Below are 25,290 nucleotides of genomic sequence, written 5' to 3'. Positions count from 1 at the left end.
CGAACGGGCTCCTGAGATCCGCCGACCCGGCTCGAAGTAGCTCGCAGATCACGTCGACCCGGCAGAAAGTGTGCGCACGCCCGAACACTTTCTGCCGGGTCGGCGCGGTTCGGAGGACACTTTCTGCCGGGTCGGCGCGATTCGGAGGACACTTTGTGCCGGGTCGGCGCAAGCGAGAGGTCCAAGCCCGGCCCGCGCCGCCTCGACCGTGCCGCGCGCCCGATAGATTGCAGCCCGTGTCCGGCATCGCTCAGCAGCTCCAGCGCCACGGAGCGGGCGACGTCAGCGACGACGCCGCGGTCCTCGGCGCATACTCCTCCGACGCCTCGCTCTACCGAATCCCGCCCGTCGCCGTCGCGTTCCCACGCTCGGCCGACGAGGTGGCCGCGGTACTGGCAGCGGCGCGTGCGGAGGGGCTGACGGTCACGGCACGCGGCGCGGGTACGTCGGTCGCGGGCAACGCGATCGGGCCCGGCGTGGTCGTGGACTTCAGCCGGCACATGGACCAGATCGTGTCGATCGACGCCGAGGCCGAGACCGCGGTGGTGCAGCCGGGCGTGGTCCAGGCGGTGCTGCAGAGGGCGGCGGCGCCGTACGGCCTGAAGTTCGGGCCGGACCCCTCGACCAGCACCCGCTGCACCATCGGCGGGATGATCGGCAACGATGCGTGCGGGGCGCGGTCGCTGGCGTACGGCCGGACGTCGCACAACGTGCGCGCGGTGCGGGCGCTGCTCGCGGACGGGTCCGGGCTGACGACGGGGTACGACGCCGCCGGCGCGCCGGTGGCGACGGCGGACGGGAGCGACGTCGTCGAGCGGCTGCGGAAGGTCGTCGCGGGCGACCTCGCGACCGTGCGGACCGAGTTCGGCACCTTCGGGCGGCACGTGTCCGGCATCGCGCTCGACCACCTCGCGCCGGAGCGCGGCTTCGACCTCACCCGCACCCTGGTCGGCTCCGAGGGCACGCTGGCCGTGCTCACCGAGGCGACGGTCCGGCTGGTCCGGGCACCGAAGGCCGCGATCATGGTGGTGCTCGGCTTCCCCGACTTCCCGACGGCCGGCTTCGCGACGCCGGAGGTGCTCGCCTTCGAGCCGTCCGCCTGCGAGGGCCTGGACCGGCGCATCGTCGAGGTGATCCGCGAGCGGCGCGGCGAGAACGCGGTGCCGCCGCTGCCGGCCGGTGACGCGTGGATGTTCGTCGAGCTGTCGGGCACCGACCCCGACGACGTACGGCGCCGCGCGGACCTCCTGGCCGCCGCCGGCCTCGGCGTCTCGGCGCAGGTGATCGACGACCCCCGGACGGCCGACCGGCTCTGGAAGATCCGCGCCGACGGCGCCGGTCTCGCCGGGCGCGCGCCCTCGGGCAAGCCCGCGTGGGCCGGCTGGGAGGACGCCGCCGTACCGCCGGACCGGCTCGGCACCTACCTGACCTCGTTCGAGGACCTGCTCGCGCGGCACGAGCTGACCGCGATGCCCTTCGGGCACTTCGGCGAGGGCTGCATCCACGTGCGGATGGACTTCCCGTTCGACCGGCCCGACGGGGCCGAGGCGTTCCACGCGTTCCTCGAGGACGCCGCCGACCTGGTCACCTCGCTCGGCGGCTCGCTGTCCGGCGAGCACGGCGACGGACGCGCGCGCAGTGACCTGCTGCCGCGGATGTACTCCCCCGCCGCGCTGTCCCTGATGGCCGCCGTCAAGGACGTCTTCGACCCGACCCGCATGCTCAACCCGGGCATCCTCGTCGAGGCCGCCTCGAGCGCGGCCGACCTTCGCTACTCGGCCTCGTCCAGACTCACCAAGGGGCTGGCGCTCGCGTACTCCTCCGACGGCGGCGACTTCGGCCAGGCCGTGCACCGCTGCACCGGCGTGGGCAAGTGCCGCGCCGACAACAGCGGCTCGGGCGGCGTGATGTGCCCGTCGTACCAGGCGACGCGCGAGGAGATCCACTCCACCCGCGGCCGGGCACGGCTGCTGCAGGAGATCGTCAACGGGTCGAGTACGACGACGTGGAGCTCGCCCGAGGTGCACGAGGCGCTCGACCTGTGCCTGTCGTGCAAGGGATGCGCGTCGGACTGCCCGACCGGGACCGACATGGCGTCGTACAAGGCCGAGGTGCTGCACCAGACCTACAAGCGCAAGCTGCGCCCGCGGTCGCACTACTCCGTCGGCTGGCTGCCCAGGTGGGCCAAGGTCGGCTCCGCGATGCCGCGCTTCGCGAACAGGTCGATGGACCTCGCGCCACTGCGGAAGATCGCGCTGAAGGCGGCCGGGGTCGACACGCGTCGGCGGATGCCGGCGTTCGCGCGACGGACCTTCCGGCGCTCGTTCGCGGGCGCGGCGGGGACGGGTACGCCGGTCGTGCTCTTCGTCGACTCGTTCACCAACCACTTCGCGCCGCGCGTCGCCGAGGCGGCGGTCGCGGTGCTGCGCGACGCCGGCTACGACCCGAGGATCACCCGCCAGCAGGAGTGCTGCGGCCTGCCGTGGATCAGCACCGGCCAGCTCGACGGCGCCGCCCGCCGGCTGGGCGGGATGGTCGCCGCCCTGGCCGCGGACGCGCGGGCCGGCGTACCGATCGTCGGACTGGAGCCCTCCTGCACGGCGGTGCTGCGCCACGAGCTGCGCGAGCTGGTGCCGGGCGAGGACGCGGCGGCGGTGGCTGCGGCGACCACCACCCTGGCCGAGCTGCTCTCGCGTACGCCGGGCTGGACCCCGCCCTCGCTCGCCGGAGTGCGCATCGTCGCCCAGCCGCACTGCCACCACCACGCGGTGATGGGCTGGTCGACCGACCAGGCGCTGCTGGAGCGGGCCGGGGCCAGTGTCGAGACGGTGCCCGGGTGTTGCGGCATGGCCGGCAACTTCGGCGTCGAGCAGGGGCACTACGAGGTCTCGGTCGCGGTCGCCGAGGCGAACCTGCTGCCGGCAGTCCGGTCGTCGGCCGACGAGCCGGGGCGCGTCGTCCTGGCCGACGGGTTCTCGTGCCGCACCCAGCTCGACGAGCTGGCTCCCGACGCGGAGCCGGTCCATCTCGCCGAGCTGCTGGCGCGCGGGCTCAGCTGATCCCGCTCGGCGTGCTCACCAGTCCTGCCACGGGATGATCGTGCGCAGCGGCGTGCTGAGCAGGACCTCCTCGGAGGCGACGGCCTCCTCGCTGAGCTCGGCGGTCAGCTCGGCGGTGGTCTTCTCGATGGCCTCGGTGGTCGGCAGCGGGTCCTGGTCGAGGTAGACGAGCCGGATCCGCAGTGACCCCGGCGCGTCCGCGGTCTCGGTGGCGAGCGGCAGCGACGGGTGCGCCTGGTGGCGGGCGAAGGAGAAGGTCCACGCGCCCGCGACACCGTCGAGGTCGAGCAGCGCGGGGATCAGGCTGCGGTCCTGCCAGGTGAAGTGCTCGTGGGTGGCGCCGCTGTGGTGCTCGGCGTGCCGTGACAGCGTGAGGTGGAGACCGCGGTTGGGGCGGTACGGGATCACCTCGGGCGACACCAGCGCCGACGCGGCGGCGTACCCCTTGACGGGTCGGTAGAACGACAGCAGCTTGCGCCGCACGCCCGGGATGAGCGGCCCGCGGCCCCACTGGAACGAGTCCTCGCCGAGGTCGGACCACTCCTGGAGACCGCGCTCGACGGGGTCGTTGAACCAGTACATGGCGATGTAGTCGGTCGGCGCGTGCTCGTCGGACGCGACGCCGCCGCGGTACTCGACGGGGCGGGCCCAGCGGTCGCCCCACGCGACGCCGGGCAGGGCGAGGTTCTCGGGGCGGTGGTCGAGCTGGTGCCACTCGTTGTAGGCGTGATGCTCCTCGGGCCCGGCTCCCTCGAGGGTGACGAAGGAGAAGAAGACGAGGGGGCTGTCGTTGAGCGGGCTGGTCACGGCGGGCTCCTGCGTGATGGGGGTAGGGTTCGGATAACCAAGCAAGCACTTGGTCTATCAGACGGACGCGGACGAGGAAAGAGGCGTGACGTGAGGATCGGCATCAACAGCCCCGTGGTGGTGCAGCTGCCGGGGTCGTTCTCCCCGTGGGAGGCCGACGCCGGCATCGCCGAGCTCGGCGCGATCGCCGAGGCCGCGGACACCCTCGGCTTCGACTTCCTCACCTGCAGCGAGCACGTGATGGTCCCCGCCGACATCGCCACCCAGCGCGGCGGCACGTACTGGGACCCGCTCGCCACGTTCGGCTACCTCGCCGCCCGCACCTCCCGGATCCGGCTCGCCACCCAGGTCCTCGTCCTCGGCTACCACCACCCGCTCGCCATCGCCAAGCGCTACGGCACGCTCGACCTGGTCAGCGGCGGCCGGCTGGTCCTCGGCCTGGGCGTCGGCTCGCTCGAGGAGGAGTTCGCGCTGCTCGGCGCGCGGTTCGAGGGGCGTGGTGCCGCCGCCGACGACGCGTTGCGGGCGCTGCGGGCCGCGCTGTCGACCCGGGCGCCGTCGTACGACGGGCCGCACTTCTCCTTCTCCGACGTGGTCGTCTCGCCCCATGCCGTGCAGCCGCACGTCCCGTTCTGGATCGGAGGCCGCACCCCGCGCTCCCTGCGCCGGGCGGTCGAGCTCGCCGACGGCTGGGTGCCCTTCGGCCTCGCGCCGGCCGAGCTGGCGGCCATGCTGGCTCGGGCCGACGTACCGGAGGGGTTCGAGGTCGTGCTCACTCCCGACATCGCCCTCGACCCGTCCTCCGCTCCGGACGCTGCGGCCGCTGCGCTCGGGGTGCTGGAGGAGGTCGGCGCGACCGCTGCCTCGGTGCGGATCACCGCGGACTCGGCGGGTCACTATGTCGAGCAGTTGCACGCGCTGGCGGAGCTGCGGCGCTAGATTCCGGGGCATGCCACCCAGCGTCGACCCCTCCGACGAGGAGGCGCTGATCGAGACCGGGTGCGAGCTGGCGGAGATGGGGCGTACCGAGGCGGCCATCGACTGCTTCCGGATGGCCGATGAGCTCGGCTCGGCGCTGGGCTCCTACAACCTGGGCAACGCGCTGTCCGAGCTCGGCCACTGGCCGGAGGCGTTGGCCGCGTTCGAACGCGCGGAGGCGGCCGGCGACGAGGACGCGATCTTGCAGGTCGCATTCGCGCTGCGCGAGCTGGACCGGCGAGACGAGGCGCTGGAGACGGCCGAACGGGCGGCCGCGGCCGGCGACACGACCGCCGCGGCGGTCGTGGCCTGCTGGCGGTGGTGCACCTCGTGGGACCCGTCCCTGGAGGACGACCTGCGCGCCGGCGCCGAGCTGTACGCCTCGGCCCGAAGCGATCTCGGCAGTCTGCTCATCCGGTCCGGGCGCGTCGAGGAGGGCCGGGCGGTGCTGGAGCGCGGTATGCTGATGGGCGAGGTCGAGAGCATGCTCCCGCTCGGCAACCTGTACGCCGACGCGCTCGGGGACCCGATCGCGGCGGAGGCGGCGTACCGGGCCGGGGCCGAGCTCGGCGACGCGCATGCCCACCACAATCTCGCCGTCCTGCTCGACGAGCAGGGCGACATCGAGGGCGCGATCGAGCACTTCCGGCTCGCTGCGGCCGGTGGCGACACCCTGGCCGCGCAGGCACTGCGCGACCTCGAGCAGGAGCTGCGCGACGATGACGACGAGTGACCGCGGACCTCGCCGCCTCTCCCGCCGCGGACTGCTCTTCGCCGGCGGTGGCGCGGTGACCCTCGGCGGCGCGGGAGCGGCGTACCGGTACCGGACCGACGACGGACCCGCTGGCCCGGTGCCGGACGTCGGGGGCACGGAAGTCACCTCGGGCAGCTTCGTGTCGCAGGCTCGGAAGGGCGCGCAGTGCGGGTGGTCGATCGCCGCGCCGGCGGACGGGCTTCCGGTCGTGGTGGTGCTGCACGGGCGGCGCAACGACCACCGGTCGGCGTTCGCGCGCTCGCACCTGGCGCTCGACCGGTTCCTTGCGGCCGGGATGGCCGACGGGATGCCGGCGTTCGCGATCGCCAGCGTCGACGGAGGCGACACCTACTGGCACGAGCGGAGCAGCGGCGAGGATGCCGGAGCGATGGTGGTCGAGGAGTTCCTGCCACTGATCGCGAAGCGTGGCCTCGACACCAGCCGGGTCGCGTTGCTGGGCTGGTCGATGGGCGGGTTCGGCGCGCTCCACCTGGTGCCGGCGCTGGGCAGCGCGCTCCAGGGCGTGGGGGTGATGAGCCCCGCGCTCTGGCACCGGTACGCCGACACCAGTCCCGGCTCGTACGACGACGCCGCCGACTTCGCGCGGGTGACGATCTTCGGTCGCGAGGAAACGCTCGCCGGTGTACCGCTGCGGGTGGACTGCGGCAAGGGCGACCCGTTCTACCCCGCGACCCGCGACCTGGTCGCCGATCTGGCTCCGCGGCCCGCCGGCGGGTTCAGTCGGGGTGGGCACGACGTCGGGTACTGGCGGCGGGTGGTGCCCGGCCAGCTGCGATTCCTGGCCGAGGCCCTCACTGCCTAGCGGCCAGCCACGCCTCCGTGGCCGCCGCCAGCTCGGCCCGCGCCTCGAGGTCGCCGGCGGCCGGGGCCGGGTCGAGGGCCCGGCTCTTGCGGTAGTAGCCCGATGCGGCCGAGGGATCGGTCGCGATCCGGACCAGGTGAGCGGCCGACTCCCCGGGCGTCATCAGGGTGCGCCGCTCGAGGGGCAGGGCGAGGCTGCGCAGCCGGCGCAGCAGCGGGCGGGTCTCGAGGCCGCGGTCGGCGATGTTCGTCGAGACCGCGCCGGGGTGCACGGACAGGGCGCGGAGCCCCCGCTCGCCGTACCGCTCGGCGAGGAGGGCGGCGTGGTGGACCAGGCCCAGCTTGGAGGTGCCGTACGACGCCCACGAGTCGTAGCCGACCGGTCGCCCGAGCAGCTGGTCGGTGGTGCCGCGCTCGTGCAGCTGGGAGACGACGTGCACCACGGTGCCACCGCCAGCAGCGAGGAGCAGTGGGAGCAGCGCCGTCGTCAGGTCGACGGTGCCGAGGTAGTTCGTGCGCCAGTGGATCTCGTGTCCGTCGAGCAGCTGTGGCTCGGTCCACCGCGAGCCGAGGTCGAGGTGGATGCCGGCGCTGTTGACCAGCAGGTCGAGGCGGTCGGCCTGCTCGGCGTACGACGCAGCGAAGGCCGCGACCGACGCCCGGTCGGCGAGGTCGAGGGTGTCGCGGCGGGTGACCGTGACGCCCCAGCCGTCGGCGAGCAGCGCGTCGGCGACGGCACGACCGATCGAGCGCGGCCCGGCACCGGTGACGACGGCCCGGCGAGTACTCACCAGACGACGCCGCGGTCGACGACGAGGTTGGCGCCGGTGACCGACGCGGCGGCGTCGGAGGCGAGGTAGAGCAGTGCTTCCGCGACGTCGGCGGGCGGCATGAAGCCGGGAATGACCGAGGTGCTGCGGGCGACCAGGTCCCAGTTGGCGTCGGCGGGCAGCCCGGCGGCCGCGGCCTCGACCATCGGCGTCGCGATGCCGCCCGGGGACACGCAGTTGACCCGCACGCCCTTCGTGCCGAACTCGACGGCGAGGGCCCGCATGCCGAGCAGGAGCGCGGCCTTCGAGGAGCAGTACGGCGCGTTGTAGGGCTGGCCCATCACGGCCGAGATCGAGGCGACCGAGACGACATTGCCCTTGCTCGCGACGAGCGCGTCGGCGCAGGCCTGGGCGAGCATGATCGGCGCGAGGGCGTTGACGTCGAAGTGCTTGCGCAGCAGGTCGGCGGTGATCGCGCCGACCTCGGCGAACTTCTGGATCCCGGCGACGTTGCACAGCACGTCGAGGCCGCCGAGCTCGGCGAGGGCGTCGGCCACGAACGCGTCGCGGGCGGCGTCGTCGGACAGGTCGCAGGCCACGACACCGTCGGCAGCGACCACGTCGGTGGCGACCACGGTCGCGCCCTCGGCGCGGAACAGCCCGGCGACGACCTGTCCGAGGCCGCCGGCGGCACCCGTGACGACGACCCGGCGGCCGGTGAAGCGCTGGGGGCGGGGAGCGGGCTGGTCGATCATGGGTCCTCCTGGAGTTCGCGGCAGCATGCCGAGGACACCATAGAACCTGTTCTAGATCGGCGTACGGCAGTCGCCGCCTGGACCCGGTCCCGTCGGTGAGGACGGGACCGGGTCGCGACGCGCTCCGCTACCCGATCGGGGTCGCGACGACCACGAGGTTCTTCGTGTAGTGGTAGCGGCCGTTGGGATGGGTGACCTTGCCGGTGCAGGTGACCAGGGTGAGCTGGTGGGGGCCCGTGGTGCTGACCGGGTCGCCGGTGAAGCCCCTCGTGCGCAGCTGGGTGTAGATCCGCGCGATGCGGTACCTCTGCACCGTGCCGTCCGCGCCGCGCACGGTGATCACCTGTCCCTTGCGCGCCTTCGTCAGCTTGCCGAACGGACCCCGCCGGTCGTGCCGGTCGGAGACGTGGCCGGCGATCACCGTCGCACCGATCGCCTCGCCAGGTGCGGCCGAGCTCGCCAGCCAGCCGCCCTTGGCGACGTTCTTCGGGATCACCATCGAGCTCTTGCGCACACCGACCGTCTCGAGCCTGGCCCTCATCCCGAGCGCCGGGATGGAGATCCGGGCAGCCTTGGCCCGGCGCGCGGTCGCCGGAGCGGTCCCGGAGAAGCCGGTCTCGATCCTCACCTTGTCGACATCGGCCCGGTGCACGAGCGTCGTCTCCTCGGCGAGACCACAGGCGTGGCTGGCCGCCTCGTTGCGGCGGTCGGCACCGGTGCTCACGACCCAGGTGTAGTAGCCGGGCTCGGTGACGGCGACCGAAGGCGTCCGAGTCGTGCCGTTGACGGGCGCGAAGCCGACCGTGGCGACGGCCTTGGCCGGGACGCACATGGCGGCCGACGGTTGGGACACGGGACCGTAGAGCGTGGCGGTCCCCTGCGCGTCGCCACCCGCCTCGAACCCGTTCAGCGTCACCACGTCGTGCAGCTGGACGGCGTTCGGTGTGCCGTTGCTGCGAACCGACATCGCGACCTTGCGGTCCGAGGCAGACGTCGTGATCGCCGGCGCCCCCAGGCCCCCAGTGGGGGTCGTCACCTGGTTGGAGTCGACCTCGACGGGCGCCGGGGTCACGCCACCGCGGACGGGACCGCGGAAGGTCGCGGTGGCCGTGTTGTCGATGCTTCCGCGCTTCACGTCGGCCCGAGTGACCCGGTACGTCGCCGTGAACTCCGCCTCGGCACCGGGTGCGAGGCTGGCCACGCCCGCCGGTGAGACGGTGCTGAGACCCGGCAGGGCGTCGGTCACCGTGACGTCGAAGGCGGTCGCCTTGCCGTCGTTGCGGACCTTGAACGTGTAGGTCACCACGTCGTCCACGTCGGCCTTGCCCTGCACGTGCTCGTCGAGCGTCAGCTCCGCGGACTTCACCACCGTCACGTCGGGGTGCGCCTCGACGGTGTCGACGTCGTCGACGTCGTCGCCGTTCACCGGCACGCCTCCGGGCGCCGTGCCCGCGGCGGACGCCACGTTGTGCACGACCCCGTCGTCGACGTCACCCTGGGTGACGACGTACGGGTCGGAGGTGAAGGTCGCCGTGTCGCCGGGGGCGATCGTCGCGCTGGCGGGAGCGATGCCCGCGACCTCCGGGTCGGTGACGCTGACGCCGCTCACCGTGACGTTGCCGGTGTTCTCGACCTCGAACGTGTAGGCGATCTCCTCGCCGACGTCGGCCTTTCCGTTGCCGTTGGTGTCATCGAGCAGGGACTTCTTGTCCAGCGCGATCCCCGGTGCGCCCGGCACGAGGTTCGTGTCGGTCGTGTCGGGGTCCGAGGTCAGGGCGACCGCGCCGGGCGCGGTGCCCTTCGCGACGGCGGAGTTGTGCACCGTCCCGCCGGTGTCGACATCGTCCTGGGTCACCGCGTAGGTCGCCGAGAAGACGGCGTCGTCGCCGGGTGCCAGGATCGCCACGGACGCAGGCGTGATCGCCGAGAGACCGTCCAGCGGGTCGCTCACGGTGACGCCGGTGAGGGTCACGTTGCCGGTGTTCTGCGCCGAGAACGAGTACGTGATGACCTCGCCCTCGTCCGCCGCGCCGTTGTGGTTGGTGTCGTCGAGCACGGCGGTCTTGTCGATCGCCAGTCCCGGTGTCGGCGGAGCCACGTCGGTGTCGGTGGCGTCCGGCAGAGACGTCGCGGTCGCGCCGCCGGGCGCCGTGCCCCTGGCCACGGCGGAGTTGTGGATCGGCGCGCCACCGTCCACTTCTGCCTGGCTCACGACGTACGTCGCGGTGAACGTCGTACTAGCGCCCGGTGCCAGCGACGCCACCTGCAGCGGCGAGGTCGGCGAGAGGCCGGGGAGGGCGTCGACGACGCTCACCGCGGCGAGGGTCACGTTGCCGGTGTTCTCGACCTCGAAGGAATAGGTGATCACGTCACCCGCGTCGGCCTTGCCGGCGACCCCCTCGTCCGTCGTGATCGCGGCCGACTTGTCGATCGCGATGCCCGGGGTGCGGGTCGCCGTGTCGGTCGACGTCGTGTCGTCCGGGGAGGTCACGTCGCCGCCCGCGGGGTCGGTGCCGCTCGCCGACGCGCGGTTGACGATCGGGCCGCCGCCGTCGACGTCGGCCTGGGTCACCGTGTAGAGGCTCGCGGTGAACACCTGGTTGGCGCCCGGCGCGATCGTCGCCGAGGCCGGGGTGATGCCGGTGACCATCGGGTCGTCCACGGTGACGCCCTCGAGGGTGACGTTGCCGTTGTTGCGGACGGTGAAGGTGTAGGCGATCTTCTCGCCCTCGTCGGCCTTGCCGTTGCCGTTGGCGTCCTGGAGATCGGCCTCCTTGTCGGTCAGCAGGCTCGGTGCCGCGGCGACCAGCGTCACGTCGGCCGAGGCCGGCGGCGAGGTGACCGGGCCGTCCGGCCCGGTTCCCTGCGCGGTGGCGGTGTTGCGGACGACGCCACCGTTGTCGACGTCGGCCTGCGTGACGGTGTACGTCGCCGTGAACTCCTGGACATCACCCGGCGCGAGCGTCGCGACGCTCGCCGGCGTCACGGCGGACAGGCCGGGCAGCTCGTCGGAGACGGACACGTCGGCGACCGCGATGTTGCCGGTGTTCTCGACGCTCACCGTGTAGGTGATGACGTCGCCCGCATCCGCCACGCCGTGCGTGCCGCCGTCGGTGGTGAGCACGGCCGACTTGGTCGTCGCGAGGGAGGGCATGCCCGCCTCACGCGTGACGCACACCGGGAGCGGCTCGACGGGAAGCGTCGCCGCGGAGTCCGCCGCGACGGTGTTGCACGCGACCTTGTTGGCGGGGGAACCCGGTGCCACGGCGGCGACGAGCACGACCGACGCGTTCTGGCCCGCGCCGAGACCACCGGGGACCGTCAGCCGGATCGCCTTCTTGCCCGCGGCGCCGGCACCCCAGTCGTTCACGGTGCCGGTGGCGGTCGGGTTGACCTCCGGCCGGGCGGGGTTGGTCGAGGCGGAGAACGCCAGGTCCGCGTTGGCGGTGCTCGACTCGACGGAGTCGATGAGCAGGTCGAACTCCGAGCCGCGCGGGTCGGGGTCGGCCAGCAGGCCGGTGTCACCGACGTGCGGCATGACGTCGTAGGCGACGACGTCCTGCAACGCGGTGTTGCCGCCGTTGGTCAGGGTGATCCGGTACTTCACACTCGACTCCGAGGCCGGGATCTCGTGCACCTGCGAGGGGTCGGAGACCCAGGTGCAGCCGTCCGTCGCGTCCGGGTCAGGGATGCAGAGCGACTTGACGACGGTCAGGCCGTCGGACGCCGCGACCGCGAGGTTCGGGTACGCCGTCGTCACGGCGGCGTACTCCTCGGTCGTGTTGCCGTCGCCATCGACGTCCGGGGCGTCCACGCCGAGCGCGCTGACCCGGAACTGGTCGGGTCCCGCGACGTACGCGTTGCCCGTGGCGTCCGTCCAGCTCTCGCTCTGGTCCCCCGCCCACACGGTGGCCGAGGGGGTGGCACCGGGAACGGCTGCTGCCGTCGGCCGCGCGACCACTCTGAGCGTGGGCCAGTAGTCGTTGGTCGCCGAGCTCAGCGCCACGGGTCCCGGGTACGTCGCGACCGCGACGCTGCGCGGGACGCCGTTGAGGGTCACCGTGCGGTACTCGAAGGTGACGCCGGCGGGAGCCGTCGCCGTGTTGCCGGTGCCCGCCGCCACGAAGGCCGCCGAGCCCGGCACGACCTCCCAGTTCTCGGGGGCGATGAAGACCAGCTGGGGCTGGACCGACGTCCCGGGCCAGACGTTCGACGTCAGGGCGCGCAGCCGGAAGGTGACCTCGGTGCCGGGGATCGGCGTCCCACCGCCTGACACGACGGGGTTGCCGGACCAGCCGGGAGCGAGCGTGGCGAGCGGCTGGGTGTACCTCACGGTCCGCGAGGGTTGCGAGGAGACCTGGCGGGTCGGCAGCGGCTGCCCCTGCAGGTTGACGTAGTCGTCGGGCGTCCCGTCCCCGTCGGCGTCCGCGGGGTAGGTCAACGAGACGTCCGCGGTGTTGGTGCGCTGCTCGCCGAGGAGCGGTACGGCACCGTCGTCGACGCGGAAGCGGTAGCCCATCTGCATGGTGGTCGCCGTGCTGTCCGTGGGGAGGATCCGGCCGGCCTCGAGTGGCGCCGTCGTCCGCGCGCTCACGAACCAGCGACCCGCGGCAGCATCGACGAAGCCATTGGTCGCGAGCTGTGAGGTACCGCTGACACCGGTGTTGTCCACCCACTCGACCGCGGCGCGCCAGGTGGACGGCGCACCGGCGTAGGCGAAGGCCGTGATCCGGTGGACCTTGACGTGGTCGAGGTCCAGGTTCGGCTCGTCGATCACCGCGGTGGCATCGACGTTGCCCTGGTTGGAGGCCGCCACCCGCCACTCCCGCACACCGGTGTCGGTCTCGCCCGGCGCGGGCACGTTGACGGCGTAGACGCCCCCGCCGAGATCGCCGTCTCCGAAGGCACTGGTGGCACCGCCCACGACCGTCTTCGAGGAGGTCCCGCCACCGAACGGCGTGGTGCAGGCGACCTTGTTGGTCTGGGTGCGGCTCAGCGTCTTCTGCGTGCGTGCCTGGTCGAGGTAGTTCACCGTGACGTCGAGGGTCGAGCTCACCTGCTCGTTGAAGTTGCAGCCGTCGGCATCCGCCGACGGGAAGTTCTCGCCGAGGAAGCGCACCTTGACCGTGCGCGGGCTCCAGAAGGCGTCGTCGTCGTCACCGACCAGGGAGTTGTTCGACGCCGCGCCGCCACTGTTGAACCCGCTGAGGGCCGCGATGCCGAAGCCACCGCGGGCGCCGTACGACGGGCTGGCGAGCGAGCCCTTGGTCCAGGTGACCGTGTGGTTGGCGTTGTCGACCACACCGCCGTGGCTCGCCTCGTCGATGACGGCCTGGGCCGGCACGGTGTAGACGATCCGGTAGTTGCCGGTCGCCACGTAGTCGGCCGCACCGGCCACGTTGGACCCCGGGTTGGTCTTCATGTTGCCGGGGTTGACCGCGATGGAGAAGGTCTCCTGCAGGTCGGTGTCGAAGGTGCCGTTGTTCGGCGCGAGGTTCGCCGACGGGGCGTTGGGCGTCCCGATGTGCCACGTCACCGCGGTGTCCGAGGTCTTCGGAGCGGTGGCGGTGGCCGAGCTGATCGTGGCCGACATGGGGACGTCGAAGCCGTTCGTGTAGAACGAGCCGTTGGGGACCTCCCGGTTGCGCGAGGACTGGTAGCCGTAGGTCACCGAGAACGTGCCCGACGTGCCGGCTGCGAGGTTGCCGAGGTCGACCACCTTGCCGGTCGCGTCGGTGCCGCCGATCGTGCCGCCGCCCGCGGCGGGCGCGACCCAGGACGCGTACTGGAGGATGGTCTGCCCGGCGGGGAGCAGGCCCCACGGGTCGACCGGCGGGGTCGAGAACTGCACCTGGGTGCTGTCACAGGCAGCCGTGGTGCAGGAGTACTGCACCCGGTAGGTGACCTTGTTGCCGTGCGCGCCTTCCTGGATGTCCGTGATCGTCGAGCCGTCGCTCAGGTCGACGGGTGTGACGACGATGTTGAGCACGCCGCTGCCAGCCGCCGCGGCCGAGGTCGGGAGCAGGACCCCCACACCGGAGGCGATGAGGGCGAGCACCAGCGCCACGAGCGCCGGGACGCGTGCGGCCAGGATGCGATTCACGGGGGGACCTTCCGAGTGGGGGCACGAGACCGAGGACGACAGGACCCCCAGGGGGACGGGGTCCTGCTCCTCGCTTCGTGAGCATCGGGGCTCACTCGGTCCGACGTGCGCAGGACGAGGGAACCTCACCCCACGTCTCATCCCATCGAGTCGCGCTCCGGGAGCGTCATCCGGGTCAACAGCACCAGCGCCACCGCCGCGAGAGCGCTGCCGAAGACGAAGAAGGCGAAGTAGTTGCGGGACGGGTCGACGCCGACGAGGTCCCCGCTGCCGATCGCGAGGAACGCGGGGCCCAGGGCGGGGACGACGGTCTGCGGCAGCGTCCGGGCGATGTTGAAGTAGCCGAGCAGGCGACCGTTCGCGCCGTGCGGCAGCACGGCCAGCGCCACGGCGAGGTCGAGTGCGACGTAGGTGCCCAGGCCCGCGCCGGCGCAGAGCAGGGCCAGGACGTACGCCGGCGTGCCGGTCGCCGTGGTGAGTACCAGGTTGGCGCCGAGCAGCAGCAGGATCCCGCCGGCCATGACCGGCCGGTACCCGACTCGCCGGGCCAGTGCCCGGGCGCCGCCGATCGCCATCACCATCCCGGTCGCCGCACCGATCGCGGTCACCAGGGCGACCAGGGAAGCGGCGTCGTGTGGCTCGCGGCCCACCCGCCGGATCAGGAAGAACACGCCGTAGACGGTCAGGCAGCTGTACGCGGCTTGCGCGAAAAGACGCTGCAACCACAGCCACCAGTAGGGCGCCCCCGCTCCCGCCAGCACGGCGACGAGCCCTCGCGGACCGTCCGCGGGACGTCGTACCGGCGCGGGCTCGTGCGGGAGCGGCTCGAGCGTGCGCAGGTGCCACGCAGCGACGGCGGCCACCGGGACCGCGACGATCGAGAGCAGCACGAATGACGCACGCGGCTCCCGGAGCACCGCACCGAAGTGGCCGCTCAGCAGGGCGTACCCGATCAGGCCGCCCAGCGCGATCGCACCGGTCGCCGCCGCGGCGAACCAACCCGACACCCGGGTCCGGTCGGCCGGTGGTACGACGTCCGAGAGGGTCCCGTAGAGCGCCGCGAAGGTCGCGCTGTAGGACGCCTGGGCGCAGGCCCAGACCGCGACGAGCAAGGGCAGGTTCGGCATGAAGGTCGCGGTGACCGCGAAGGCGCAGCCGCAGACCGTGCCACCGACGATCCACCGCGTGCGGTCCCCGCCCCGCCGGACCCGGCGGTCGCTGAGCCAGCCCCACACCGGGTTGAAGGTCATCCCGGCCAGCGCCCCCGTGGTCTCCACCCAGCTCAACCGCGTCTCCGGCGCGAGGCCGGAGTCAAGCTCGCGCACGAGCAGGCTCAGGCCCACGACGAGCGGGACCACCAGGGCACCGAGGGCGCAGAGCTCGGTGACGCAGAGGGCGGCGACACTCGCCGGACGCAGACGCTGCACGGGCACGACAGGACTCCTGGGAGAGAGGGGGCAGCGGCACGTTAGCCTTGTCGGCGTCTGGGGCGGCACCGGTCCCGGCTGCCCCCACGACGGCTCGGAGTGGGACCGGCATCCGAGGAGCTCCCGTTGCTGGACGTCGACCCCGCACACCACGACGTCGTCGAGATCATCGCGGTCCTCGGCCCGACCGAGATCGCCGAGCTCGACGACCTCGGCGGCCCCGGCACCACGACCGCGGCCCAGGACGCCATCGACGCCGGTCACCTCGCGCTGCGCGCGGAGGACGCCGCCGTCACGCTCGCCTCAGGGGTCCGTGCGGCGCGCGTGTGCGACGCGCTGCGCCGCGACCAGCCCGACCGGGTCGCCCAGCTGCTGCGGCGGCAGGCCGACCTGCGCCTGGTCTCCGGACGACTCGACGCCGGGCTCACGGCGGCTCGCACCCTCGGCGACCTCGAACGGACGGCCCGGATCATCGACCGGTGGGGCGTGGACCTGGCCCACGGTCCGTACGCCGCGGCGATGTACGCGGCCACCCTCGACCTTCCGGTCGAGCTCGCCGCCGACCTGCCCGGCCTGGCGTTCCGGCTCGAGGACATCGGGCGACTGCCGGTCGGCACCACCCCTGTGCGCCTGCCCCCCACCGCCGACGAGGCCGAGGCCGAGTTCGCCCGCAACGGCGACATCCGGCTGCGCCAGGCGTTGCTGCCTCTCGTCACCCGCCGCCGGCTGGGCCGTTTCGAGGAGGCGATGGAGATCGTCCGGGCGGCCGCGCCCCTGGCCGAGGCCAGTGTCTATCCCTGGTACGGCGACCGCGGCCGGATCCTGCCCTACTGGCACCTCCAGGCCGGGATCACCGCCCAGGTCGCCGGCGACCTGACGGCCGCGCGGACTTCATTCCTCACGGCCTGGACGCACCGGGAGCGCGATCCGTACGGCTTCGTCGCCCGGGGCACCGCCGGCAAGCTCGCCCTGGTCGAGGCGCTGCGGGGTGCGTACGCCGCCAGCGTCGGCTGGCTCGACGAGGCGGCGCGCGCCGGACGCCGTCCCGACCTGTGGGTCGACGGCTTCGTCGAGTCCAACCTCACCGCGGTGCGGGCCCTCCACGCGATCGACGGGCTCGACCGGGAGGCCGATCAGCACGTGCGTGCGATGCCCCACCCCAGCCAACGCGGCGAGCAATGGGTGGTCCACCTGTGGATCCAGGTGCGACACGCGCTGACCCGCGGCGACACCGCGTACGCACGCCGCATCGTCGAGGACACGATGGCCGCACAGCGCACGGCACTGACCCGGGCCGGCCTCGCGGCCGCAGTCGTCCCGCTGCTGTGGTCCGACGTCCACCTCGCGACGGGACAGGCCAATCGCGCACTGGCCGCGCTCGGCGGCGTACCGGACCTCGCGGGCACGGGCCGCGTCCTGCGCGCCCGGACGCTGCTCCTCACCGGTGAGCACGAGGCGGCCCTCACCGCGGCCGAGACGGTCGTCCAGGACAGCACCGCGAGCCGACGGTCGGTGACCGAGGCGCTGCTGGTGATCGCGGCTGCCCGGCACGCGACGGGTGACCGGCCGGGCGCCGTCGAGGCTGCCCAGCGCGGCGTGGCCCGCGCTCAGGAGCAGAACGCGCCGCGCGCCCTCGCCACGGTCCCCCGGACCACCCTCGACGACCTCGTCACCGAGGTGCCCGGCCTCGCCGACCTGCTCGACGTCCTCGACCGGCGCGGGATCACCGACATCTATCCCAAGTCGGTCGACCTGGTGAGCGTGACCAGGCGCGAGCGCGACCTGCTGGAGGACCTCGCCTCCGGCCTGTCGCTGCCCGAGATCGCGAAGGCCAACTTCGTCTCGGTCAACACGGTCAAGACCCACCTGGCCAGCCTTCGTCGCAAGCTCGACGCACGCTCCCGCGACGCGGTGGTGCTCAGGGCGCAGCTCCTCGGGCTGCTCGACCCGACCGACTGACCGAGCCCCACGGCGACCTCAGGCTGCGGCCGTCATCGGCCCTCCAGGCGCTCGCCCAGCCCGGCGAGCACGGTGCACAGGTGGGTCAGGACCTCGATCTCGGGCTCGTCGGCCAACCGCGAGCGGGCCGCGTCGATCTCGGTGCGCAGGCGCTGCAGACGGAGCTCGACGAGCGCGTCGAACTCCGTCGTGCGCCGTACGACGATCGGGAGCCTGCTGTGCATGTCCCTGATTCTGGGTGCGGCACGGGCGGGCTCGGGGGTCCCGAGCCCGATGTCACCCCCGAGTTCACCCGTGCACGATGCGGTGCAGCTCGCCCATCCGGGTGTCGAGGTCGTGGGCGACCCGGGCGGCGGCGGAGAGCTCCTCGACGAGCTCGGCCGGCACGTCCTTGGCGTACTTGTAGTAGATCTTGTGCTCGACGCTGGCCCAGAAGTCCATCGCCACCGTGCGGATCTGGACCTCGATCGGCACCGCGTGGGTCGTGTCGGACAAGAAGACCGGGATCTCGACGATCGCGTGCAGGCTCCGGTATCCGTTGGCCTTGGGCTGCGCGACGTAGTCCTTGACCTGGCGCACCGTGACGTCGGGCTGCGAGGTGAGCATCTCGAGGACCCGGTAGACGTCGGAGATGAAGCTGCACACGATGCGGACGCCGGCGATGTCGCGGATCTGCTCAGCGATCGCGTCGAGCTCCAACGGACAGCCGATCCGCTCGGCCTTCCGGCGCAGGCTGTCGATGGTCTTGATCCGCGAGGTGACGTGCTCGATCGGGTTGGCCCCGTCGCGGAAGGTCATCTCCTCGCGCAGGATGTTGATCTTGGTCAGGATCTCGTCGAGGCCGAACTTGTAGTTCAGGTGGAACAGCCGGAGCTCACGCAGGAAGCCCGACTGCTCCTCGGGGACGATGGCGCTCACGCGTCGAGTGTGCCCGGTGCCCGATGACCGGAGCAGGTCCGGCCCTTCACATTCGAGGACACGGCGCGTGAAGCCCACCTCCTTAACGTGCTGCCCGGAGCGGAGGACACCGGGAGAGGGGCTTGCATGTCGGGCACGCACGAGGGAACGCGGGACTGGCCGGCGACGGTCGCGGCGGCGGCCGTCCTGGCAGGGCTCGCCGAGAGGAACCACCCGGCGGGGTGGCTGCTCCTCGCCGCGCTCGAGGCCGACCCGCCGGCCGACGGGGACGACCCGCTGGGCTGGGGTCCGACGCTGGCCCGGGTGGCGTACCGGCCGTGGTCCACCGAGACCGACCCCGCCACCGAGGAGGTGCTCCGGGCGGCCGATCCCCGGGTCCGGCGCGCGGTCGAGGAGTTCCGTCGGGCCTGCCAGCAACGTGAGTCGGACCGCGAACGGGCCGCGGTCGCGGCGGAGGTACGCCGGATCGTGGCGATGAGCGGCCTGAGCCAGCGCGCGTTCGCGGCCCGGGTCGGTACGTCGGCGTCGCGGCTGTCGAGCTACGTGCACGGGCACGTCGTACCGTCGGCGACCATGATGCTGCGGATCAAGCGGGTCGAGCGCCACTTGCGGCTGGGCGGGGAGGTCCCGCGCGCGTCCTGAGGGCTGTTGGTTAGGGTCGCCTCATGCGGAGGGGCCCGTTCTCATTGGCCTTCGACCGGGCTCTCTCGGACCGTGCGATGAGCTTGAGCGCGCTGCACCGCGTGCTGAGCGCGCGCGGTGCCGGCGTCAGCCTGGCGACCCTGAGCTACTGGCGCTCCGGCCAGCGCGAGCCCGAGCAGGAGCGGTCGCTGCGCGCGCTCGCCCAGGTCGAGGAGGTCCTCGGCCTCGAGCCGGGAGCCCTGGAGGCGCTGATCGAGGGGCGCCGGCGCCGGGTCGCGCCCGACCTGCTGTCCGACCTCAGCGACGACGCCGACCGGATCCAGGTCCTCCTCGACGACCTCGGCTTCCTGTCGCCGTCCGACCGGCTGATCGACCAGGAGGTGACGCTGAAGTACGTCATCGGGCCGGACCGCTCACCCCTGCGGATGACCTACATCGTCGTGGTCGAGTCGGTGCGCGTGAATGCCGACCGGCGGGCCTTCATCCTGCGGGTGCGGCCCGGGGCGCTGACCCCCGGCGTGACCTCGCTCGGCGGCTTCCGGCTCGGCGAGATCACCCACGACGAGGAGCGCGGCATCGTCGTCGGCGAGATGATCCTGGACCGGCCGCTGGGGCCCGGCGAGAGCACGCTGCTCGAGCAGGAGGTCGTCTACCGGACGCCCGACCCCGACGACAACAGCTACTTCTACTGGGCCGTGCGCAAGATGCGCTCGATCAGCCTGTGGATCCGGTTCGACCCGGACGACATGCCCACGCACTGCGAGTACTACACGATCGTCGACGGCCACGAGGAGGTCGTCGAGCTCGAGACCTTCGGGACCAGCGTGAGCCGCACGGTCACGTCCTTCGGCCCCGGGACGCTGGGCATCCGCTGGAGCTGGGACTGAGCCCAGCCCCAGCGGAGCCCGGAGCTCAGCTGACCGCGTCGAGGGCGTCGACCATGCCCTCGCCGTAGTAGCTGTTGTCGGCGTCGGTCCCGACGCACGGGGCACCGAAGTCGCCGCCGCCCGGCGGCGTCTCCTGGACGGTGCACGGGTGGTCGTCGGCGTCGGCGCGCAGCTTGGCGACCATCTGCGCCGGGGTGAGGTCGGGGTGGGCCGACTTCATCAGGGCGAGGACGCCGGCGACGTGCGGCGAGGCCATCGACGTACCGGACTTCAGGCCGTAGCCGTTGCCGTTGACGATGGTCGACAAGATGCTGCGTCCCGGCGCGGCCACATCGATGACGCCGAGGCCGCGGTTCGAGAAGTAGGCCAGGATGTCGTTGCGGTGGCTGGCCGAGACGGTGACCACGCCCGGGAGCTCGGTCGGAATGTCCTGGCAGCCGCTGTTGAGCGTGCGCGTCACCGGGGTGCCGTCGTCGGGGCTGCCCTCGTCGAGGAAGGACGACTTGTCGGCCAGGTCGTGGCCCGAGTTGCCGGCGGCCGCGGCGTGGACGACGCCCTGGTCGGTGGACCAGGCGACCGCGCGACGCACGGCCTCCTTGGCGGCGTACTGGTCGGGCTGGTCCTCGCAGTAGAACTCGAACGGGTCGACGTAGTAGCTGTTGTTGGTCACGTCCATGCCGTGCATGCCGGCCCAGACGAAGCCGCACACGGCGTACTCCGGGTAGATGAACCCGTCGTCGTTGACGACCTTGACCGACGCCATCCGCACGTTGGGCGCCACTCCGACGATGCCGGTGCCGTTGCGCGCGGCGCCGATGGTGCCCGCGACGTGGGTGCCGTGGTCGCTCGTGGTCGGGTACCAGCCGGTCGGCGAGGTGTCCGGGCGGCCCGCGTTGCTGCAGTTGACCGAGTCGGCGACGTCGATGTTGGCGACGAGGTCCGGGTGGTCGGGGTCGATACCGGAGTCGAGCACGCCCACGACGACGTCACGGGAGCCGTCGGTGATCGCGTGCGCCTGGTCGGCCTTGATGACCTGCATGTCCCACTGCTCGGTCTCGCGCGGGTCCGCGGCCGTGACGGTGTTCTCGGTGTCGTCCTGCTGGGGCGAGGTCTGGTCCTTGCGGACCTGGCCCTTGCCCGGACCCCACGGGGCCTGGACGCCGGCCGGGGTTCCCTCGGTCACCGGCACGGTGCGGGTGGCGCCGACCGACTCGAGCGCGTTGCCGGCGTACGCCTGCACGTCGGTGCGGAAGGCGGCCCGGTCGCTGTGGGCGACGACCACACCGATCTGCGGCCAGGTCTGGACGACCACGCCGCCGGCCTTGGCGACCGCGCGCTCGAGGAGCCGGGTCTGGCCGGGGTTGGCGTGCTTCGCGTTGAGGATGTACGCCGACACGACCCCGTCAGGTGTGCTGATCGGGACCGGGGTGGAGACGGGCTCGCCGCCGGCCGCGGGGGCGGCACTGGCGCCGGTGCCGGTCACGGAGAGACCGGCCAGGGTGAGGCCGGTCGCGACCGTGAGGACGGCGGCACGGAGCCGCCGGTGGTGCTGTGGCATGGATCAACCTTTCCGAGAGGAAGGACGCGGGATGTGCGCCAGGCCACATCCTGTCCTCCCCGACCCCTGCTTGGCGAGAGGATCCCCGGTGAAGTTTCCGGGCGACGAGAGCTTTGTGCGGCCTCGACTCGTCGGCATGCGCCTGGGTACCGGTGCCGGACGAGACCGAACGCGAGGAGCGCGCCATGAGACGACCCTCCGACCCGCTGGTGGCGACACTGGCGGCGGGCACCTACGTGGCCCTGTGCGTTCGGCACCGGGACCGGCCCGGCCGGCTCGAGATGCGGGCGTTCCGGGCCGTCAACGATGCGCCGGACCGGCGCTGGCTGCGGGTTCCGCAGCAGCTCGGGACGCCGTGGACCCTGCCGGCGACCGCGGCCGCGCTGGCCGCGCGGAGGCGCTGGGCCTGGGCGGTGGCGGCACTGGTGGCGGTGCCCGCGGCACCGGGTCGCGCATCCTCGGCGCCGCCGCAGCGGGCGGCACCCTGCTCGCGTCGTACGTGCGCGTGCACCAGGGGGCACACTGGCCCGCGGACGTGGCCGCCGGCGCTGCCCTCGGCGTCGCCGTCGGCGCCGGTCTCGCGGCGGTCGTCGACGCCACGACGCGCTAGAGCGCTAGAGCACTAGAGGAGGAGCAGGCGCTCCTCGATCTTGTCGGCGACCTGGTTCGCGAGCAGCTCGAGGCCGCCCTTGACCAGGGGCGCCGCGAGCTTCCCGGCTCCGCGGGGCGTGATCTGCGAGCGGTAGGTGACCGTCGTGGCGCCGGCGTCCTCGGCGAACCGGATCGTGTCGCGCAGGTCGACGCCGGACGCCGTCCCGGTGAGCTCGAACAGCTCGTGCGGCACGCAGGCGACGACGCGGTACTCGACCTCGGTCTCGTGGCCGAGGAAGGAGGAGACGTTCCGGTACGTCGTACCGACGTCGCCGTCGCCGGAGGTGCGCACCGTCGTGACGGTGGGCGGGTCCCACTCCTCGGTGGTGGTGAAGTCGGTCAGGTAGTCCCAGACCTTCCCCAGGGGGCGGGGGACGACGATGACACGCTCGACGCTCGGCATGGACGCGTCGGTACCCCGGCGCGGCGACGACAGCCGCTCAGCCTCGATTCACCGTTTTGCCGCGTCGCGAGCGTCACAAGATGGGTGCGGCGCCAAGGCGCCCGGCGCGAAGCCAGACTGGGCGTCTGTCGAGCGTCGGCAACGCAGGCGACGCTCCATCTGGTGGCGCGGAGCAGCCGGAAATCGGTGAATCGAGGCTCAGGCCGGTCACTGCGACCGGAGCTGCTCCGCGAGCGCCGCGAGGTCCTGGTCGGTGCGCACGACGAGGATGGCGCCGGGGGCTGCGGGGGCCGTCGCGGGCGGCGCCGCCGGCGCGGCGAAGAGCGCATTGACCTGCGCCATCGCCTCGTCGATCTCGACGTGCGGGTCCTCGCACTCCTCACGCAGCCAGCGCCGCAGGACCCGGTTGTGGGCGGCGACCACGGCGGCCGCCATCAGCTCGCCGCGCCGCTCCGACTCCTCGGAGCCGTCGCCCCAGGCGCTGATGTACTGCCGGAACAGCTGCTGGTAGCGAGCACCGCTGATCAGCTCGCGCTCGCGCAGCGCGGGGACCGTGGAGGTCAGCTGGTAGCGGCGCCGGGCCAGCGGGCCCTCGGCGATGTAGTGGAACAGGACGACGCGCACCGCGTCGGAGACCGCGAGGATCGCGCTCTTCTGGGTGGAGGCGGCCAGGCGCTCCTCGACCGCGGCGAGGATCGCGTCGTGGTCGGGGAAGATCACCATCTCCTTCGACCCGAACAGCCGGAAGAAGGAGCTGCGGCTCACGCCCGCGGCGGCGGCGATGTCGTCGACGCTGGTGGCGTCGTACCCGTGCTCGGCGAAGAGCCGGAAGGCGGCGTCGGCGATCGCCGCCGCAGCGGTCCGGCCACGCCGGTCGTCCTCACGCGATTGCGTCACACCCCACCCCCCTTGTGAACTCCAGTATCAATGGATGATACTCAGTTTCATGACCGAGATCGACCTGCACACGACGGCGGGCAAGCTGGCGGACTTCGACCGCCGCACCGACGAGGCCGTGCACGCTCCCGCCGCCAAGGCCCAGGAGAAGCAGCACGCCAAGGGACGCAAGACCGCCCGCGAGCGCATCGAGATGCTCTTCGACGAGGGCAGCTTCGTCGAGCTCGACGAGTTCGCCCGCCACCGCTCGACCGCCTTCGGCCTCGAGAAGAACCGCCCGTACGGCGACGGCGTCATCACCGGCTACGGCACCGTCGACGGTCGCCAGGTCTGCGTGTTCTCCCAGGACTTCACGGTCTACGGCGGCTCGCTCGGCGAGGTCTACGGCGAGAAGATCACCAAGGTCATGGACCTGGCGATCAAGTCCGGCTGCCCCATCATCGGCATCAACGAGGGCGCCGGCGCCCGCATCCAGGAGGGCGTGGTCTCGCTCGGCCTTTACGGCGAGATCTTCAAGCGCAACGTGCACGCCTCCGGGGTCATCCCGCAGATCTCGATGATCATGGGCAACTGCGCGGGCGGCCACGTCTACTCCCCCGCGGTCACCGACTTCACGATCATGGTCGACCAGACCTCGGCGATGTTCATCACCGGTCCCGACGTCATCAAGACCGTCACCGGCGAGGACGTCTCGATGGAGGAGCTCGGCGGCGCCCGGGCCCACAACACCAAGTCGGGCAACGCCCACTACATGGCCTCCGACGAGGAGGACGCCTTCGAGTACGTCAAGGCGCTGCTGGCGTTCCTGCCGCAGAACAACCTCGACGAGGCGCCGTCGTACGACGACGCGGCGGACCTCGAGCCGACGCCTGCGGACCTCGCGCTCGACACGCTGATCCCGGACTCGCCGAACCAGCCCTACGACATGCACGACGTCATCGCGACGATCGTCGACGACGGTGACTTCCTCGAGGTGCAGCCGCTGTTCGCGCCCAACATCATCGTCGGCTACGGCCGGGTCGAGGGCCGCTCGGTCGGTGTCGTGGCCAACCAGCCGATGCAGTTCGCCGGCACGCTCGACATCGACGCGTCCGAGAAGGCCGCCCGGTTCGTGCGGTTCTGCGACGCCTTCAACATCCCGGTGCTGACCTTCGTCGACGTCCCGGGCTTCCTGCCCGGCGTCGACCAGGAGCACCTCGGCATCATCCGCCGCGGCGCCAAGCTGATCTACGCGTACGCCGAGGCGACGGTCCCGCTGGTCACGATCATCACCCGCAAGGCCTACGGCGGCGCGTACGACGTGATGGGGTCCAAGCACCTCGGCGCCGACATCAACCTGTCGTGGCCGACCGGCCAGATCGCGGTGATGGGCGCGCAGGGCGCGGCCAACATCGTGCACCGCCGCACCCTCGCCGAGCTCGAGGCCGCCGGCGGGGACGTCGAGGCCAAGCGGGCCGAGCTGATCGACGAGTACGAGACGACGCTGGCCAACCCCTACATCGCGGCCGAGCGCGGCTACGTCGACGGCGTCATCAAGCCGTCGGAGACCCGCGCCGAGGTGGTCAAGGCGCTGCGCCTGCTGCGCAACAAGCGCGAGGTGCTGCCGCCCAAGAAGCACGGGAACATCCCGCTGTGAGCGCCGAGACCGTGACCGATCAGGAGACCGTGGCGCCCGCCGCTCCCCTGCTGCGGGTCATCACGCCGGGCACCACGCCGGAGGAGGTCGCCGCGATCGTCGCGGTGCTCTCCGCCCTCGGCGGTGGCGCGCCCGCGCCCGAGGCACCTCGCTCGGAGTGGACCAACCCGGCCCGCCGCCTGCGTCGTACCGCCAGCTCCCACCCGAACCCCGGACGCGGCGCCTGGCGCGCCAGCGCCCTGCCCCGCTGAACTGGAAGGCCAC

20 protein-coding genes are annotated in these 25,290 nt (G+C 72.4%); 10 read left to right on the top strand and 10 right to left on the bottom strand.

From position 1 onward, the window contains the following. The first annotated feature begins 236 nt into the window (after positions 1-236). Positions 237-3,059 carry an FAD-binding and (Fe-S)-binding domain-containing protein gene (locus FBY23_RS04505; protein ID WP_260805743.1) on the top strand — a complete coding sequence of 941 codons (2,823 nt, stop codon included), beginning with the start codon at positions 237-239 and terminating at the stop codon, positions 3,057-3,059. A 15-nt stretch (positions 3,060-3,074) separates the two neighbouring features. Here FBY23_RS04505 and FBY23_RS04500 read toward each other — a convergent pair whose 3' ends face one another. Beyond that, on the bottom strand, positions 3,075-3,866 hold the full coding sequence (locus FBY23_RS04500) for a hypothetical protein (RefSeq protein ID WP_141797056.1): 792 nt from the start codon (positions 3,864-3,866) through the stop codon (positions 3,075-3,077). Positions 3,867-3,956: 90 nt separating this feature from the next. Between FBY23_RS04500 and FBY23_RS04495 the strand changes: the two genes are divergently transcribed. From FBY23_RS04495 to FBY23_RS04485, 3 genes are read left to right on the top strand one after another with little or no spacing between them, the layout of a single operon-like run. Next, on the top strand, positions 3,957-4,805 hold the full coding sequence (locus tag FBY23_RS04495) for a TIGR03619 family F420-dependent LLM class oxidoreductase (RefSeq protein ID WP_141797055.1): 849 nt from the start codon (positions 3,957-3,959) through the stop codon (positions 4,803-4,805). A 10-nt stretch (positions 4,806-4,815) separates the two neighbouring features. Next, entirely contained in the window at positions 4,816-5,577 is a 762-nt protein-coding gene (locus tag FBY23_RS04490; protein ID WP_141797054.1) for a tetratricopeptide repeat protein, read from the top strand. Beyond that, positions 5,564-6,421 carry an esterase family protein gene (locus FBY23_RS04485; protein WP_141797053.1) on the top strand — a complete coding sequence of 286 codons (858 nt, stop codon included), beginning with the start codon at positions 5,564-5,566 and terminating at the stop codon, positions 6,419-6,421. The genes FBY23_RS04490 and FBY23_RS04485 overlap by 14 nt, the downstream gene beginning before the upstream one ends. Here FBY23_RS04485 and FBY23_RS25865 read toward each other — a convergent pair. The 4 genes from FBY23_RS25865 to FBY23_RS04465 form a co-directional block, all read right to left on the bottom strand. Beyond that, entirely contained in the window at positions 6,411-7,211 is an 801-nt protein-coding gene (locus FBY23_RS25865) for an SDR family NAD(P)-dependent oxidoreductase (RefSeq protein ID WP_160158158.1), read from the bottom strand. The genes FBY23_RS04485 and FBY23_RS25865 overlap by 11 nt on opposite strands. Beyond that, positions 7,208-7,945, bottom strand: a complete 738-nt coding sequence (locus tag FBY23_RS04475; protein ID WP_160158157.1) for an SDR family NAD(P)-dependent oxidoreductase — start codon at positions 7,943-7,945, stop codon at positions 7,208-7,210. Before FBY23_RS04475 ends, FBY23_RS25865 begins: the two co-directional genes overlap by 4 nt. A 127-nt stretch (positions 7,946-8,072) precedes the next feature. After that, the gene (locus FBY23_RS04470; protein ID WP_141797050.1) at positions 8,073-14,048 is read right to left on the bottom strand and encodes a sortase domain-bontaining protein; all 5,976 of its coding nucleotides are present in this window, start codon (positions 14,046-14,048) and stop codon (positions 8,073-8,075) included. Positions 14,049-14,185: 137 nt separating this feature from the next. Further along, positions 14,186-15,481 (bottom strand): MFS transporter, encoded by a 1,296-nt coding sequence (locus FBY23_RS04465; protein ID WP_160158156.1) that lies wholly within the window; start codon positions 15,479-15,481, stop codon positions 14,186-14,188. A 120-nt stretch (positions 15,482-15,601) separates the two neighbouring features. On the opposite strand from FBY23_RS04465, the gene FBY23_RS04460 reads away from it, so the two are divergent. Further along, on the top strand, positions 15,602-17,434 hold the full coding sequence (locus FBY23_RS04460) for a LuxR C-terminal-related transcriptional regulator (protein WP_141797048.1): 1,833 nt from the start codon (positions 15,602-15,604) through the stop codon (positions 17,432-17,434). A gap of 32 nt (positions 17,435-17,466) precedes the next feature. Here the strand turns inward: FBY23_RS04460 and FBY23_RS04455 are convergent, their stop codons facing one another. Together FBY23_RS04455 and FBY23_RS04450 are read right to left on the bottom strand one after the other, a co-directional pair. Then, positions 17,467-17,658: a hypothetical protein gene (locus FBY23_RS04455; RefSeq protein WP_141797047.1), complete on the bottom strand. Its 192-nt coding sequence runs from the start codon at positions 17,656-17,658 to the stop codon at positions 17,467-17,469. 64 nt (positions 17,659-17,722) lie between these two features. Beyond that, positions 17,723-18,352, bottom strand: a complete 630-nt coding sequence (locus FBY23_RS04450; protein WP_260805739.1) for a GTP pyrophosphokinase family protein — start codon at positions 18,350-18,352, stop codon at positions 17,723-17,725. A gap of 126 nt (positions 18,353-18,478) precedes the next feature. On the opposite strand from FBY23_RS04450, the gene FBY23_RS04445 reads away from it, so the two are divergent. Then, the gene (locus FBY23_RS04445) at positions 18,479-18,994 is read left to right on the top strand and encodes a DNA-binding transcriptional regulator (protein ID WP_141797046.1); all 516 of its coding nucleotides are present in this window, start codon (positions 18,479-18,481) and stop codon (positions 18,992-18,994) included. Between the two features lie 77 nt (positions 18,995-19,071). Continuing rightward, on the top strand, positions 19,072-19,881 hold the full coding sequence (locus FBY23_RS04440) for a helix-turn-helix transcriptional regulator (RefSeq protein ID WP_141797045.1): 810 nt from the start codon (positions 19,072-19,074) through the stop codon (positions 19,879-19,881). 25 nt (positions 19,882-19,906) lie between these two features. On the opposite strand, the gene FBY23_RS04435 is transcribed toward FBY23_RS04440, so the two are convergent. After that, positions 19,907-21,439, bottom strand: coding sequence for a S8 family serine peptidase (locus FBY23_RS04435; RefSeq protein ID WP_141797044.1), 1,533 nt, complete (start codon positions 21,437-21,439; stop codon positions 19,907-19,909). A gap of 355 nt (positions 21,440-21,794) precedes the next feature. Between FBY23_RS04435 and FBY23_RS04430 the strand changes: the two genes are divergently transcribed. Next, a complete protein-coding gene (locus FBY23_RS04430) occupies positions 21,795-22,049 on the top strand; it encodes a phosphatase PAP2 family protein (protein ID WP_141797043.1) in 255 nt (84 codons plus the stop codon). A 12-nt stretch (positions 22,050-22,061) separates the two neighbouring features. Here FBY23_RS04430 and FBY23_RS04425 read toward each other — a convergent pair whose 3' ends face one another. Further along, positions 22,062-22,493: an SRPBCC family protein gene (locus tag FBY23_RS04425; RefSeq protein ID WP_141797042.1), complete on the bottom strand. Its 432-nt coding sequence runs from the start codon at positions 22,491-22,493 to the stop codon at positions 22,062-22,064. Between the two features lie 207 nt (positions 22,494-22,700). Continuing rightward, entirely contained in the window at positions 22,701-23,390 is a 690-nt protein-coding gene (locus tag FBY23_RS04420; RefSeq protein WP_260805738.1) for a TetR/AcrR family transcriptional regulator, read from the bottom strand. 49 nt (positions 23,391-23,439) lie between these two features. Between FBY23_RS04420 and FBY23_RS04415 the strand changes: the two genes are divergently transcribed. Together FBY23_RS04415 and FBY23_RS04410 are read left to right on the top strand one after the other, a co-directional pair. Next, positions 23,440-25,026: an acyl-CoA carboxylase subunit beta gene (locus FBY23_RS04415; RefSeq protein WP_141797041.1), complete on the top strand. Its 1,587-nt coding sequence runs from the start codon at positions 23,440-23,442 to the stop codon at positions 25,024-25,026. Further along, the gene (locus FBY23_RS04410) at positions 25,023-25,277 is read left to right on the top strand and encodes an acyl-CoA carboxylase subunit epsilon (RefSeq protein WP_222117723.1); all 255 of its coding nucleotides are present in this window, start codon (positions 25,023-25,025) and stop codon (positions 25,275-25,277) included. Before FBY23_RS04415 ends, FBY23_RS04410 begins: the two co-directional genes overlap by 4 nt. Positions 25,278-25,290 lie beyond the last annotated feature (13 nt).

It is taken from the genome of Nocardioides sp. SLBN-35 (assembly GCF_006715725.1).
Lineage (GTDB): Bacteria > Actinomycetota > Actinomycetes > Propionibacteriales > Nocardioidaceae > Nocardioides.
The sequence above is the reverse complement of the archived record's forward strand: the minus strand, read 5'-3'. Positions and strand labels throughout refer to the sequence as shown.

Bases quoted from the DNA above. Each gene is read 5' to 3' on its own strand.
- FBY23_RS04490 (WP_141797054.1), top strand. From the start codon at position 4,816: ATGCCACCCAGCGTCGACCCCTCCGACGAGGAGGCGCTGATCGAGACC.
- FBY23_RS04485 (WP_141797053.1), top strand. From the start codon at position 5,564: ATGACGACGAGTGACCGCGGACCTCGCCGCCTCTCCCGCCGCGGACTG.
- FBY23_RS04475 (WP_160158157.1), bottom strand. From the start codon at position 7,945: ATGATCGACCAGCCCGCTCCCCGCCCCCAGCGCTTCACCGGCCGCCGG.
- FBY23_RS04455 (WP_141797047.1), bottom strand. From the start codon at position 17,658: ATGCACAGCAGGCTCCCGATCGTCGTACGGCGCACGACGGAGTTCGAC.
- FBY23_RS04445 (WP_141797046.1), top strand. From the start codon at position 18,479: ATGTCGGGCACGCACGAGGGAACGCGGGACTGGCCGGCGACGGTCGCG.
- FBY23_RS04440 (WP_141797045.1), top strand. From the start codon at position 19,072: ATGAGCTTGAGCGCGCTGCACCGCGTGCTGAGCGCGCGCGGTGCCGGC.
- FBY23_RS04435 (WP_141797044.1), bottom strand. From the start codon at position 21,439: ATGCCACAGCACCACCGGCGGCTCCGTGCCGCCGTCCTCACGGTCGCG.
- FBY23_RS04425 (WP_141797042.1), bottom strand. From the start codon at position 22,493: ATGCCGAGCGTCGAGCGTGTCATCGTCGTCCCCCGCCCCCTGGGGAAG.
- FBY23_RS04415 (WP_141797041.1), top strand. From the start codon at position 23,440: ATGACCGAGATCGACCTGCACACGACGGCGGGCAAGCTGGCGGACTTC.